The organism is Micromonospora chokoriensis, assembly GCF_900091505.1.
Classification (GTDB): domain Bacteria; phylum Actinomycetota; class Actinomycetes; order Mycobacteriales; family Micromonosporaceae; genus Micromonospora; species Micromonospora chokoriensis.
This window is the reverse complement of the sequence record NZ_LT607409.1, coordinates 6,496,842-6,509,541: the sequence shown is the minus strand read 5'-3', so window position 1 is coordinate 6,509,541 and position 12,700 is coordinate 6,496,842. Positions and strand designations below refer to the sequence as shown.

Sequence of the window (12,700 nt, the reverse complement as noted above, 5' to 3'; positions counted from 1 at the left end):
GTTGTCGAGGACCTGACCTGGGTGCCCGCCGGGCTGCTGCACCGACGCTTCCTGGGCTGGGTCCGGGGAGCCTGATCCGGCGGGGCGACGAGCGGTTCCACTACAGCGACAACTCGCACAAGTGGATCCCGCCGGATCCAGACTGTGACCAGGAGGTCTGGGACGAGATGGTCCGGCAGCACCAGCTTCAGCACCTGGAGGAGATCTCCCGGCGCAATAAGCCGCGTCGATGAACCGCGATCTGATCGAGGGCGATGGGACTCCCAGCACGTAACCATCCCCGTGCCGCCAGTCCTCGGTGATTCGACGCTCCCGCATCACCAGGGAGGCTGCCGATTTGGGCCAGCAGCGCCGTCGCCAGTGCCGGGCAAACCCGTGCTGGAGGGCCTGCTGCTGTTAGTCGATATACCTCAGAGTCATATTTATGACCCTGAGGTATATCGCTCTTTCGAGATTGGGGCTCCCGATGAGGCGAGCAGGCACGACATGACGCCAGGAGGGCTCAGTCGGTCGGCAGGAGCGGGCGCATGAACGTCCGCTCGTACCGCACGACGCAACCCGAGTCGTCGCGGATGCGGTCCGCCGCGACGAACTCCGGGTCGGTGCCGAACCGTGCGCGGTAACGCTCGTAGGCTGCCAGGCTCTCGAAGCTGAACAGCGCCTCGGCCTTGTCGCTGGCACCCTCGGCGGGCAGGAAGTAGCCATGGTGCACTCCGCCGTGCCTGGCCACGAGCCGCATCCATGCTCTCGCGAAGTCTTCGAACGCCGCGATCTGCGCGGGGTCGATCGTGTAGTGCACGACGCACGTGATCATGACCTCACCCTACGGGCCGGTGCCGGACTCCATGGTCGACGCCGGGTCGGCGACGTGGGGCCATCCGGCAGCTCGGATACCCCCATGTCGCCGACCTCGTGTCGATCATGACGTAAGGCAACCCGGTCAGGGCTGGGCGAACAGCGGCCCGTAGTTCGAGCGGAACATGTGCTCGCCGAGGCGGCGCATCACCAGATCGCGCAACGCGGGCGGGAGCCCGGTGGCCTTGTCCCGGCGGTGCGTCTGGCTGAGCACCCAGTCGGTACGCGGGCGTCGCCGCGCCTCGTAACCGCGCAGCGCCTCGGCGACGGAGTCGGCGGCGGTCAGCGACGACGCGAGCACTACCGCGTCCTCCAGGGCCATGGCCGCGCCCTGCGCCATGTTCGGTGAGGTGGCGTGGGCGGCGTCGCCGATCAGCAGCACCGGCCCCCGGGACCAGGAGTCGAGCACGACCTCCTGGTTCGGCCCGGCGTGCAGGGTGCTGTCGTCGTGGTCGAGGGCCTTGAGCATGATGGCCACCGGCTCGGTGAACGACGCGGCCACGTCGTCGCGCCAGCCCGGCCGGTCGGCCACCGGGCCGTCGTTGTAGTAGCAGTACGTCTGCTCGGCGCTGATCGGGATCGTCAGGAACTGCCTCCCGCGCCCCAACTGCACCGACCAGAACGGCTCGTCGTCGATCCGGGGAGCGACCCAGCGGTACGCGTACTGGCCCAGGTTGCGGGCCGCCTGACCGTCGAAGGCGAGCCGACGCACCGCCGAGTTGACCCCGTCCGCACCGATGACCAGGTCGTACCGTTCGGTGCTTCCGTCGTCGAACTCGACCGCGACCCGGTCGCCCTCGCGGGAGAGGGCGATCGGGTGGTGTCCCCAGCGGATCGGGGCGTCTCCGACGCCGGCCAACAGGGCCCGGTGCAGCTGTGCCCGGGGCAGCGACACGCACGGGCCGACGCCCTGCCACAGCGCTGTCACGTCGATGTCGAAGAGGCGGCGTCCGCGCTGGTTCGCGCTGCGCTGCCGGGTGATCTCCACGGCGACGTCGGTGACCGGCTCCCGCAGACCGAGGACGTCGAGCACGCGGGTCGCGTTGCCGGTGAGGTAGATGCCCGTGCCGGAATCGGTCGGCCCGGGCGCCCGCTCGACCACGTCGACAGTCGCGCCCCACTCGCGCAACGCGGCGACAGTCGCCAGCCCGGCGATGCCCCCGCCGACGATGAGTACCCGGACACTGTCACCCCGCACGACACGTTCCTCCCCGTAGCTCAGGCCGGCTGAGCTGCTGCTCGACGGTCCGGCCGTCGCAGAACTCTACGAGGCGGGTGAGCCGGTGCACGGCACGGGGCGGGCTCAGGAGGTGACGGCCGGGAAACCCTCGGCCAGGGCGGTGACGGTGTGCTCGATCCGTGCGTTCGCCTCCGCATCGGTTCCGTCGATGAGGGCGACCCGGTGCAGCACGCCCACCACGGCCAGTGCCAGCGACTCGGTGTCGATGCCCGCAGGTAGCCGTCCGAGCCGTCGCTCAGCGTCCAGGTAGTCGGCGGCTGCGCGTTCGAGGCTCTGCAGTGCGGCGCTGCCGGTGCCCAACACCGCCTCGACCTCAGTGGCCAACGCCGGGCGGCAGGCCATCAGCCGGGTGACGCCCCGCAGGGTGATCAGCGGGGTCGCGAGCATCGTCTCGCTGAGGTTCCCGGCGACGGTGCCGGTGCCGGCGCGGCCGGACAGGCCAGCCGCGGTGCCGGCGATCTGGAAGCACCGGTCGACGGCGTAACCCACCAGGAAGTCGTCGACGTTCGCGAAGTGGGCGAAGAGCAGGCCGGTGGCGACGCCGGCCTCGCCGGTCACGGCCCGGCTGGTGAGGTGGCCCGGGCCGGCGGTGGCGATCAGGCGCTCGGCGGCGGCGAAGAGGTGCTGCCGTGGGTCGGCGATGGGAACTCCGCGTGGCATGCCGTAAGTCTAGGCGGGTTGTGCGGGGATGAGCATATGCTCATAATGTTTGAGCATATGCTCATTCTGGTTCCTGGGAGTACTGATGAAACGAGCGGTGATCGTCGGTGCCGGTATAGCCGGCCTCGCCACGGCCCTACGGCTGGCTCAGGACGGGTGGCATCCCCTCGTCGTCGAGCAGTCGGCGACCCGGCGCAGCAGTGGGTACCTGGTCAACCTGCTCGGGACCGGCTATGACGCGGCCGAGCGGCTCGGGCTGGTTGCGGCTCTGTCCGAGCGCGCGTTGGGTCCGTTCACCACGGTGCTGGTGAGAGCGGACGGCCGACCCAAACTCACGGTCCCCGCCGCCGTCGCCGAGGCCGCGCTGGGTCCACGGACCATGACGGTTTTCCGCGGTGACCTCGAAACCGCCCTCTACGAAGCGGTACGCGACCAGGTCGAGATCCGCTTCGGCACCACCGTGTCCACGATCGACTCCACCGACGACCGGGTGCGGCTCACCCTCAGCGACGGCACCACCCAGGACGCCGACCTGCTCGTCGGCGCCGACGGCGTCCACTCCGCGACCCGGACGGCGACCGTCGGCCCCGACCACCGGGTCGATCTGCCGTACGTGGTGGCGGCGTTCCCGCTGGCGCATCCGGTGAGGGATGTGCCCGAGTCGTCGGCGACGACCTTCATCGGCCCGGGTCGCACCGCGGCCATCGTCAACCTCGGGCCCGGCCGATCATCGGCCTTCTTCACCTACCGATGCGCGGATCCGGCCCGGGAGCTGGCACGCGGACCGGTGGACGCCATCCACGCGACGTTCGGAGACCTGGCCGGGGGAGTACCCGACGCGATTCGCCACCTTCAGACGAATCCGGGCGGCGCGTACTTCGACCGGGTCAGCCAGGTCGACAGTGCACGGTGGAGCACGGGTCGCACGGTGCTGCTCGGCGACGCGGCCTGGTGCGTCACCCTCTTCGCCGGACACGGCGCCGCGTTGGCGCTGGCCGGTGCCGACCAGCTCGGCGCCGCCCTGCGACGGCACGGCGACGATGTCCCGTCCGCTCTGGCGGACTGGGAGACCGGCCTACGCCCGGAGGTGGTCAAGCGGCAGGCGCTCGCCCGCCGTGGCATGCACCAGTACGCGCCACCGAGCCGCTTCCACGTCTGGATGAACGACCTCTCGATCCGAGCGGTCACCCTCCCCGGCGTCCGTGGGCTCGTCCGGCGCGGCATCGAACGGCAGAACCGCTGACCAGCGAGGCGGATCGGGCGGCAGGCTCAGCCGGTCGGGAGCTGCCATCATGAGGCCGTGACGACCATCGAGCAGTACGTCGACTTCGCCGTCCGGGAGGCGCGCGGCACGTCACCGGCGTACGAACGACTGGCGCAGGCCGTTGCCCACGACAGCGACCTGCTCACCCTGCTCGACGAGGTCCCGCCGGCCAAGCGGCAGCCGAACCTGTTGTTCGGCGTCGTCCGCTGGCTCGGCGGCCCGGTCGGCGACCCGGCCGCGTTCCACGACTACGTGTTGACGCACTGGCCCGCCGTCAAGGCGGAGCTGCTCACCCGGGCCACCCAGACGAACGAGACCGGCCGGTGTGCGGTGCTGCTACCGGTGCTCGCCGCGCTGCCACAGCCCCTCGCCCTGCTGGAGGTCGGCGCGTCCGCCGGGCTCGGCCTCTACCCCGACCGGTACGCGTACCGCTACGGGGAGCACCAGGTCGGTGCCGGTAAGCCGGTCCTGGAGTGCGCGGCCAGCGGGTTGGTGCCGCCGGCAGACGTACCCCGGGTGGTGTGGCGGGCCGGCCTCGACCTGAACCCGCTCGACGTGACCGACCCCGACGACGTGTCGTGGCTCGATGCGTTGATCTGGCCGGAGCACGCGCACCGGCGGGCCCGGCTGCGCGCGGCGGCGGCGGTCGCTGCGGCCGATCCGCCGCTGCTGGTCCGTGGTGATCTGGTGGACGACCTGCCGGCGCTGGCGGCCCGCGCGCCGGCTGACGCGACGCTCGTGGTCTTCCACACGTCAGTGCTGTACCAGGTGCCGCCACCACGCCGGGACGCGTTCGTCCGGCTGGTCGGCGAGCTGCCCGGTCACTGGATCGCGAACGAGGCGCCGGAGGTGCTGCGGTACGACGGGTTGCCCGACCCGCCGAGCGACGCGCTGCACAACGTCCTCGCCCTGGACGGCCGCCCGCTGGCCTGGACCAGGGGCCACGGCCAGGCGATGACCTGGTTCGGCTGAGCGGCTCGTCCAGGCACGTCTCGGCACTGGCCCGTCACCGTTGCGGGCCTTGTCCCTAGACTGCTCCGGTGACCGGAGAGCGGAAACCCCTGGCCGGTCGGCCGCTCACCGAGCCGCACCCGTCCCGGCTGTCGCCCGTGCATCCCGACCGGGCCCGGATCCTCGCCGCGCACGACGCCGCGCTCGCCGCCGGCGAGGCCGGTTACCTCGACCCGGCGAGCGGGTTGTTCGTGCTCAGCGCCGGCTTCCTGGCCCGTCGGGGCACGTGCTGCGGGCGGGGTTGCCGACACTGCCCGTACGTGGACGATCCACCGTCCGGATAGGCGCGAACGAGGACTTCCGCCCGACCCGGACACCCCGTACGGTTTCCGACGGACATCCGGCGGGGCGCCTTCCGCCGTCGGTCGGCGAGAGGGTGGAACGTGCGCGGGCTGATCGTGGTCGCCGGGATGGCGGGGCTGCTGGTGAGCGGGTGCGCCGCCGAGGCCGAGCCGGTGGCGGTGCCGCCGCCGGTGCCGATCGCTGTCGATGTGGCGGCCGCCTCCTCGGGTGGGGCCTGCCGACTGCTGGACTTCGCGGTGATCGAACAGTTGTTCACGGTGCGCTTCGACGTGGCCGCGGCCAGCGAACAGGGCGACACGCACACCTGTGTGGTCCGGTCGGCGGGCGCGGCCCTGCCGGATCTGACGTTGAGTGTGTCCAAGACCACTGTCGACAAGGCAACCTTCGGCGCGGAGGTGGTGCCCGACAAGGCGGCGAAGGTCACCGGGCTGGGCCAGCAGGCGTACCGGCGTACCCTCGCTGCCGCGAGCGGTCGCGGACCGGTCGCTGAGGTGGGCTGGCTGGCCGCCGACGGGCGGCTGGCCACGGTGAGCTGGACCTCGGCCCGGGGCAGCGAACGCGCTGCGGTGGAGAAGCTGACCGGCGACCTGACCACACTGGCGAAGAAGGTGGACACCCGGGCGTTGTGACGCCCGGGTGCCTGCGGGGTCAGTTGGCGGCGACGAAGACCCGCGAGGCGACCTCGCGGGGCAGCCGTACCCGGTCCCCGGAGCGGTCGATGGACACTCCGTCGCGCTCCTGTGCCACTGTCACCGTGGCGCCCGGGTCGACACCGGCGGCGTGCAGTTGACGCAGCACGTCACCGTCGGTCTGCACGCTCTCGCAGATCCGGCGGACCACGACCGGCCCGGAGAGGCCCGGGAAGGCCAGGTTGCGCTCACTCTCGGCGACCTCGGTGGCTTCCGCCTCCGGTGAGCCCAGCTCTTCCAGACCCGGGATCGGGTTGCCGTACGGGGAGCGGGTCGGCCGGTTGAGCAGGTCGTAGACCCGCTTCTCCACGGCGTCGCTCATCACGTGCTCCCAGCGGCAGGCCTCCTCGTGGGCCTCCTCGTAGGGCATCCCGATGACGTTGACCAGCAGCAGCTCGGCGAGGCGGTGCTTGCGCATCACGGACACGGCGGTGCCGCGACCCAGCGCGGTGAGGGTGAGGTGTCGGTCACCTTCGACGGTGAGCAGGCCGTCGCGCTCCATCCGGGCGACGGTCTGACTCACTGTGGGACCGCTCTGCCGTAGCCGCTCGGCGATGCGGGCACGCAGCGGCGGCACCCCCTCCTCTTCGAGTTCGAGGATGGTGCGCAGGTACATTTCGGTCGTGTCGACCAGGTCGTGAGACTTCATAACGTCAGCGGCCCTCCGGTGCACGATGGTACCTCGGTGAACGACTGACGACCGCCGCCGAATCGCGTGCCGTCGACACGGATGGTGTTTGATGGTCGCCATGTCCGGTCCCCAGGAGCCGTTGGTCGAGGTCGACCGGCTCGCCGCCGCGCTCGACGACGTCGACCCGCCCACTCTGCTCGACGTTCGCTGGCGGCTCGTCGGCGCGCCCGGCCGCGACGACTACCTCGCCGGCCACCTGCCCGGCGCGGTCTTCGTCGACCTGGACACCGCGCTCTGCGGTCCGCCGGGCGCGGGAGGTCGACACCCGTTGCCCGACCCGGCCGCGTTGCAGGCCGCGCTCCGGGCTGCCGGCGTCCGCGCCGATCACCCCGTGGTGGTGTACGACGGCGGCGACGGCCTGGCCGCCGCACGGGCGTGGTGGACGTTGCGCTGGGCGGGGCACCGGTCGGTGCGGGTGCTGCACGGCGGTTACCCGGCCTGGGTCGCCGCCGGTCTGCCCGTCTCCACCGACGCGCAGTCCCCGACTCCCGGCGACATCGAGGTGCGACCCGGTGGGCTTCCGGTGCTCGACGCGGGGCAGGCCGCCACCCTGGCCGCCATGGACGACGCCGTGCTGCTCGACGTCCGGGCGGCTCCCCGCTACCGGGGCGAGGCGGAGCCGATCGACCCCGTCGCCGGGCACGTGCCGGGCGCGGTCAACCTGCCGGCCGGCGAGTACGTCGGCCCGAACGGGCGCTTCCCGGCCGCCGACGTGTTGACCGAGCGGTTCGCCGCCGCCGGGGTGACCGGAGCGCGGACCGTCGGGGCGTACTGCGGCTCCGGGGTGACCGCCGCGCAGGCCGTGCTGGCGCTGCACCTGGCCGGCCGCACCGACGCGGCGCTCTACGTTGGATCGTGGAGCAACTGGGTGGCCGATCCGGCTCGTCCGGTCGCCGTCGGGGAGACACCTGGCCGTTGACCAGCGCGTGTGGTGGGCCGGCGGCGGTCCCCGTGCGACGATGGGCTCATGTCCGACGACACGGTGGTGGTGTGGGACGAGTCGCTGCTCGCCTACGACATGGGCGACCATCCGCTCGATCCGGTCCGGGTGGAGTTGACGGTGGCGCTGGCCCGCGAGTTGGGCGTCCTGGACCGTCCCGGGGTGCGCGTGGTCAAGCCGGAGATCGCCGACGACTCGCTGCTCACCCGGGTGCACGACAGTGCCTACCTGGCCGCGGTGCGGGCCGCGCCCCGTGATCCGCTCTTCGCCGGTTACGGGCTGGGCACGTCGGACAACCCGGTGTTCGAGGGGATGCACGAGTCCAGCGCGTTGATCGCCGGGGCGACGGTGGCCGCCGCCGAGGCGGTCTGGCGAGGGGAGGCGCGGCGGGCGGTGAACGTGGCCGGCGGCCTGCACCACGCGATGCCCGCCCGGGCCTCCGGCTTCTGTGTCTACAACGACCCCGCGGTGGCGATCGCCCGCCTGCTCGACCTGGGTGCCGAGCGGATCGCGTACGTCGATGTCGACGTGCACCACGGCGACGGGGTGCAGCAGATCTTCTGGGACGACCCGAGGGTGCTGACGGTCAGCCTGCACGAGACCCCGCTGGCGCTCTTCCCGGGCACCGGTTTCCCCGACGAGACGGGCGGGCCGGGCGCGCAGGGCACCGCCGTCAACATGCCGTTGCCCCCGGGTGTCGACGACAGCGCCTGGCAGCGGGCCTTCCACGCGATCGTGCCGTCGGTGCTGCGCGCGTTCCGGCCGCAGGTGCTGGTCACCCAGTGCGGCGCGGACGGGCACCGACTGGACCCGCTCGCCGACCTGAATTTGACGGTGGACGGGCAGCGGGCGACCTACCTGGCGATGCGGGCGCTCGCCGACGAGCTGTGCGACGGCCGTTGGGTGGCTACCGGCGGCGGGGGGTACGCGCTGGTCGAGGTGGTGCCCCGGGCCTGGAGCCACCTGCTCGCCGTGGCCACCGGTGACCCGGTCGACCCCGCCACGCTGACCCCGCTCGCCTGGCGTGAGTTGGTCGCCAGCCGACGTCTGGGCCGGGAGGTGCCGTTGCGGATGACCGACGACGCCGACCCGTCGTACGAGCCGTGGCAGCCGACCGGCGAGCCCAACGCGGTGGACCGGGCGATCGCGGCCACCCGCAAGACGGTCTTCCCGTTGCTCGGGCTCGACCCGCACGATCCGCGGGACTGAGCCGGCCGTTGCGGTGACGACCGTGGACCAGCCGGTGGACGTGCTGCTCAGCGACGGCAGCACCGTCCAGTTGCGACCGATCGACCCGGCCGACGCGCCGGGCATCGTGGCGATGCACAGCCGCTTCTCCGAGCGCACCCGCTACCTGCGCTACTTCTCGCCGTACCCGCGCATCCCGGAGCGGGATCTGATCCGTTTCGTCACCGTCGACCACCGCGACCGGGAGGCGTTCGTGGTGCTGGCCGCCGGGCAGATCGTCGCGGTCGGCCGGTACGAGCGGCTGGGCCCGCAGGCCCCGGAGGCGGAGGTGGCCTTCGTGGTGGAGGACGCCTACCAGGGCCGGGGCATCGGCTCGGTGCTGATGGAGCACCTGGCCGACGCGGCCCGCCGCAACGACATCATGAGCTTCGTCGCCGAGGTGTTGCCCGCCAACGGGACGATGCTGCGCGTCTTCGCCGACTTCGGCTACCAGGTCCAGCGCGAGTACGCCGACGGTGTGGTGCACCTGAGCTTCCCGATCGCGCCCACCGAGGCGACCCTGGAGGTGCAACGCGGCCGGGAGCACCGCACCGAGGCCCGCTCGATCGCCCGGCTGCTCGCCCCTCGGGGCATCGCCGTCTACGGTGCCAGCGCCACCGGTCAGGGCGTCGGCGCGGCGGTCCTCGGGCACCTGCGCGACGGCGGTTTCACCGGCGCTGTGGTGCCCGTGCACCCGAGCGCGTCGACGGTGGCGGGCCTGCCCGCGTACCCCTCGGCTGTCGACGCCGGCACGCCGGTGGACCTGGCGGTGGTGGCGGTTCCGCCGGAGGCGGCGACCGCCGTGGTCGCCGACGCGGCCGAGGCGGGGGCGCACGGCCTGGTGGTCATCTCGGCCGGCTTCGCCGAGGCCAGGGCGGAGGGCGCGGCCACGCAACGGGCGCTGGTCCGCGCGGCCCACGCCGCGGGCATGCGGGTGATCGGCCCGAACTGTCTGGGCGTGGCCAACACCGACCCGACGGTACGCCTCAACGCCACCCTCTCCCCGGCACTGCCGCCGCCCGGCCGGGTGGGCATCTTCAGCCAGTCCGGCGCGTTCGGGGTGGCGTTGCTCGCTGAGGCGGACCGGCGTGGCCTCGGGCTGTCGAGTTTCGTGTCGGCCGGTAACCGGGCCGACGTCTCCGGCAACGACCTGCTTCAGTATTGGCAGGACGACAGCGGCACCGACGTGATCATGTTGTACCTGGAGACCTTCGGTAACCCGCGCAAGTTCGCCCGGCTGGCCCGGCGGATCGGTCGCGCCAAACCGGTCGTCGCGCTCGCCTCGCCGGCCCGCCCGGTCGGGGTCGGTGACACCGCCGGGCCGGACGAGGTGGCGGTGGCCGCCCTCTTCGCCCAGTCCGGGGTGATCCGGGTGGACACCGTGCCGGAGCTGCTCGACGTGGGTGTGCTGCTGGCCAACCAGCCGTTGCCGGTGGGTGGACGGGTCGGCGTGGTCGGCAACTCCTCGGCCCTCACCGGGCTCGCCGCCACCGCCTGCGTCGGGCAGGGCCTCACCGTGGCCGACGGTTATCCGCGCGACGTCGGGCCGAGCGCCGGTGCCGCCGAGTTCGCCGCCGCTCTCGCCGAGACGGCCGCCGACGATCGGGTGGACGCCCTGGTGGTGGTCTTCGCGCCGCCGCTGCCCGGGCAGTCGACCGCTGTGGACGCCGACGTGACCGACGCGCTACCGGCCGCTCTGGCACTGGGTAAGCCGACAGTGGCGACGTTCCTGGTCGGACGGCTGCCGCCGGGCGTGCCCGCGTACGGCGGCGTGGAGGAGGCGGTCCGCGCCCTCGCCCGGGTGCACCGGTACGCCGAGTGGCTACGCCGGCCGCCCGGGATCGCACCCGAGCTGCCCGGCGTCGACCGGGCCGCCGCGCAGGCCGCGCTCCGCGCCGACGGCACCGACCCGGGTGCGCTGCTGGCCGCGTACGGCATCGACGTGGTGGCCTCGGCGACCGTCGACTCGGCCGACGCGGCGGTCGACGCGGCGGCGCGGCTGGGCTTCCCGGTGGCGCTCAAGGCGGCCGCCCCCGGTTTGCGGCACCGGCTCGACCTCGGCGCGGTCCGGCTCGACCTGCCCGACGAGCCGACAGTCCGTCGCGCGTACGCCGAGCTGGCCGCGACCTTCGGAGCGGAGGCGCTGGTCCAGCCGATGGTGCCGCCCGGCGTGGCCTGCGTGGTGGAGGTGGTGGAGGATCCGGCGTTCGGGCCGGTGGTCGGCTTCGGCCTCGGCGGGGTCGCCACCGAGTTGCTGGGCGATCGGGCCTGGCGGGCGGTTCCGCTGACCGACACCGACGCGGCCGAACTGGTCGACGAGCCCCGGGCGGCGCCGTTGCTGCGCGGGCACCGGGGTGCCGCGCCGGTCGACCGGCCGGCCCTGGCGGACCTGCTGTTGCGGGTGGGTCAGCTCGCCGACGAGCAGCCCCGGGTGCGCTCGTTGACCCTCAATCCGGTGCTGGCCCGCCCGGGCGGCATCTCCGTCCTGCACGCCCAGGTGCGGGTGGGCGGCGTCGCCGCCCGCCCGGACACCGGCCCGCGCCGACTCTGAACGCGGCCGGTCGGTGTCCCGGTCGCACGCCCCGACGGCACGGAAGGCCCCGGCGAACCGCCAGGGCCTTCCGTGGGAACCGGGTGCGTCAGCAGGCGTACGCCTCCAGGCGCTGGGCCCGCTCCGGTGCGCGCAGCTTCAGCAGCGTCACCTTCTCGATCTGCCGGATCCGCTCCCGGGACAGGCCGAACTCCCGGCCGACCTCGTCCAGCGTGCGCTGCCGGCCGTCGTCCAGACCGAACCGGAGCCGGATGACCGCCTGCTCCCGCTGGGACAGGGTGGCCAGCACGACGCTGACCTCGTTGCGCAGCTCACCCTGGGCGGCGGCGTCACCCGGCTCGGTACGCGGATCCACCGAGGCCACGAAGTCACCGAGGGCGCTCTCGCCGTCGTCGCCGACGGCCTGGTCCAGGCTGACCGGCTCCCGGTCGTAGGAGATCAGCTCGATGACCTGGATCTCGGGGATCTCCAGGGCGCGGGCGACCTCGGCGACAGTGGGTTCGCGACCCAGCGTCACCGCCAGCTCGCGGCGGGCACGGACCATCCGGTTGACCTGCTCGACCATGTGCACCGGGATGCGGATGGTGCGGGCCTGGTCGGCCATCGCCCGGGTGATCGCCTGCCGGATCCACCAGGTCGCGTACGTGGAGAACTTGTAGCCCTTGGCGTAGTCGAACTTCTCCACCGCGCGGATCAGACCGAGGTTGCCCTCCTGGATGAGGTCCAGGAACGCCATACCGCGACCGGTGTAGCGCTTCGCGATGCTGACCACCAGCCGCAGGTTCGCCTCCAACAGGTGGTCCTTCGCGGCCCGGCCCTCCGCGACGATGAGCTCCAGGTCGGCCCTCAGTTCGGCGGAGACCGGGGTGCAGGTCGCGAGCTTCTCGTCGGCGAACAACCCGGCCTCGATACGCCGGGCCAGGTCGACCTCCTGCGCGGCGTTCAGCAGCTTCGTCCGACCGATCCCGTTGAGGTACGCCCGGACCAGGTCGGTGGAGATGCCACGCTCGTCGGTGGCGTCCAGGTCGGTGAGGACCTCGGAGGTCCCGTCGGTGTCGGTCGTGGTGGCCGGACGCGTCCGGTGTTCCGTCATCTGCAGGACCATCTCTGTCTCTCCCCGTTTCCACGTCTGTGCCGTGTCTCCGGCCCAGCGGTGCCGGTGTGAGACACAGCTTGGCGGGCGGGGCGTAAAACGGGAGTGAGGCGATCGGGCACCCGACAGGAATCGGGTCGGGTCGCTGGTGCGGTGTGTCGTCCGGGTGTGCGGTT

12 protein-coding genes are annotated in these 12,700 nt (G+C 72.6%); 7 read left to right on the top strand and 5 right to left on the bottom strand.

Annotated features, from left to right (window positions below; all coding sequences use genetic code 11):
- Positions 1-502: 502 nt before the first annotated feature.
- The 3 genes from GA0070612_RS29515 to GA0070612_RS29505 form a co-directional block, all read right to left on the bottom strand.
- Positions 503-814 (bottom strand): NIPSNAP family protein, encoded by a 312-nt coding sequence (locus GA0070612_RS29515; protein ID WP_088990886.1) that lies wholly within the window; start codon positions 812-814, stop codon positions 503-505.
- A gap of 126 nt (positions 815-940) precedes the next feature.
- On the bottom strand, positions 941-2,053 hold the full coding sequence (locus GA0070612_RS29510; RefSeq protein WP_231924384.1) for an FAD-dependent monooxygenase: 1,113 nt from the start codon (positions 2,051-2,053) through the stop codon (positions 941-943).
- A gap of 105 nt (positions 2,054-2,158) precedes the next feature.
- Positions 2,159-2,755, bottom strand: coding sequence for a TetR/AcrR family transcriptional regulator (locus tag GA0070612_RS29505; protein ID WP_088990885.1), 597 nt, complete (start codon positions 2,753-2,755; stop codon positions 2,159-2,161).
- 85 nt (positions 2,756-2,840) lie between these two features.
- On the opposite strand from GA0070612_RS29505, the gene GA0070612_RS29500 reads away from it, so the two are divergent.
- From GA0070612_RS29500 to GA0070612_RS29485, 4 genes are all read left to right on the top strand, one after another.
- Positions 2,841-3,998 (top strand): FAD-dependent oxidoreductase, encoded by a 1,158-nt coding sequence (locus GA0070612_RS29500; RefSeq protein WP_088990884.1) that lies wholly within the window; start codon positions 2,841-2,843, stop codon positions 3,996-3,998.
- A gap of 57 nt (positions 3,999-4,055) precedes the next feature.
- Positions 4,056-4,991 (top strand): DUF2332 domain-containing protein, encoded by a 936-nt coding sequence (locus GA0070612_RS29495; RefSeq protein WP_088990883.1) that lies wholly within the window; start codon positions 4,056-4,058, stop codon positions 4,989-4,991.
- Positions 4,992-5,059: 68 nt separating this feature from the next.
- On the top strand, positions 5,060-5,314 hold the full coding sequence (locus tag GA0070612_RS29490; RefSeq protein WP_088990882.1) for a DUF5522 domain-containing protein: 255 nt from the start codon (positions 5,060-5,062) through the stop codon (positions 5,312-5,314).
- Positions 5,315-5,413: 99 nt separating this feature from the next.
- Positions 5,414-5,962 (top strand): hypothetical protein, encoded by a 549-nt coding sequence (locus GA0070612_RS29485; protein WP_088990881.1) that lies wholly within the window; start codon positions 5,414-5,416, stop codon positions 5,960-5,962.
- Between the two features lie 19 nt (positions 5,963-5,981).
- On the opposite strand, the gene GA0070612_RS29480 is transcribed toward GA0070612_RS29485, so the two are convergent.
- Positions 5,982-6,671, bottom strand: a complete 690-nt coding sequence (locus GA0070612_RS29480) for a metal-dependent transcriptional regulator (RefSeq protein WP_088990880.1) — start codon at positions 6,669-6,671, stop codon at positions 5,982-5,984.
- Positions 6,672-6,771: 100 nt separating this feature from the next.
- Between GA0070612_RS29480 and GA0070612_RS29475 the strand changes: the two genes are divergently transcribed.
- Genes GA0070612_RS29475 through GA0070612_RS29465 form a run of 3 tightly spaced genes read left to right on the top strand, consistent with a single transcriptional unit; the run spans position 6,772 to position 11,431 of the window.
- Positions 6,772-7,632 carry a sulfurtransferase gene (locus tag GA0070612_RS29475; protein ID WP_088991854.1) on the top strand — a complete coding sequence of 287 codons (861 nt, stop codon included), beginning with the start codon at positions 6,772-6,774 and terminating at the stop codon, positions 7,630-7,632.
- A gap of 48 nt (positions 7,633-7,680) precedes the next feature.
- Complete coding sequence (locus GA0070612_RS29470) at positions 7,681-8,862, top strand: acetoin utilization protein AcuC (protein ID WP_088990879.1); 1,182 nt, start codon at positions 7,681-7,683, stop codon at positions 8,860-8,862.
- 13 nt (positions 8,863-8,875) lie between these two features.
- Positions 8,876-11,431: a bifunctional acetate--CoA ligase family protein/GNAT family N-acetyltransferase gene (locus GA0070612_RS29465; protein ID WP_088990878.1), complete on the top strand. Its 2,556-nt coding sequence runs from the start codon at positions 8,876-8,878 to the stop codon at positions 11,429-11,431.
- Between the two features lie 88 nt (positions 11,432-11,519).
- On the opposite strand, the gene sigB is transcribed toward GA0070612_RS29465, so the two are convergent.
- Entirely contained in the window at positions 11,520-12,536 is a 1,017-nt protein-coding gene (gene sigB / locus GA0070612_RS29460; RefSeq protein ID WP_408630519.1) for an RNA polymerase sigma factor SigB, read from the bottom strand.
- Between the last annotated feature and the right edge of the window lie 164 nt (positions 12,537-12,700).

Bases quoted from the DNA above. Each gene is read 5' to 3' on its own strand.
- GA0070612_RS29515 (WP_088990886.1), bottom strand. From the start codon at position 814: ATGATCACGTGCGTCGTGCACTACACGATCGACCCCGCGCAGATCGCG.
- GA0070612_RS29505 (WP_088990885.1), bottom strand. From the start codon at position 2,755: ATGCCACGCGGAGTTCCCATCGCCGACCCACGGCAGCACCTCTTCGCC.
- GA0070612_RS29500 (WP_088990884.1), top strand. From the start codon at position 2,841: ATGAAACGAGCGGTGATCGTCGGTGCCGGTATAGCCGGCCTCGCCACG.
- GA0070612_RS29480 (WP_088990880.1), bottom strand. From the start codon at position 6,671: ATGAAGTCTCACGACCTGGTCGACACGACCGAAATGTACCTGCGCACC.
- GA0070612_RS29475 (WP_088991854.1), top strand. From the start codon at position 6,772: ATGTCCGGTCCCCAGGAGCCGTTGGTCGAGGTCGACCGGCTCGCCGCC.
- GA0070612_RS29470 (WP_088990879.1), top strand. From the start codon at position 7,681: ATGTCCGACGACACGGTGGTGGTGTGGGACGAGTCGCTGCTCGCCTAC.
- sigB (WP_408630519.1), bottom strand. From the start codon at position 12,536: ATGGTCCTGCAGATGACGGAACACCGGACGCGTCCGGCCACCACGACC.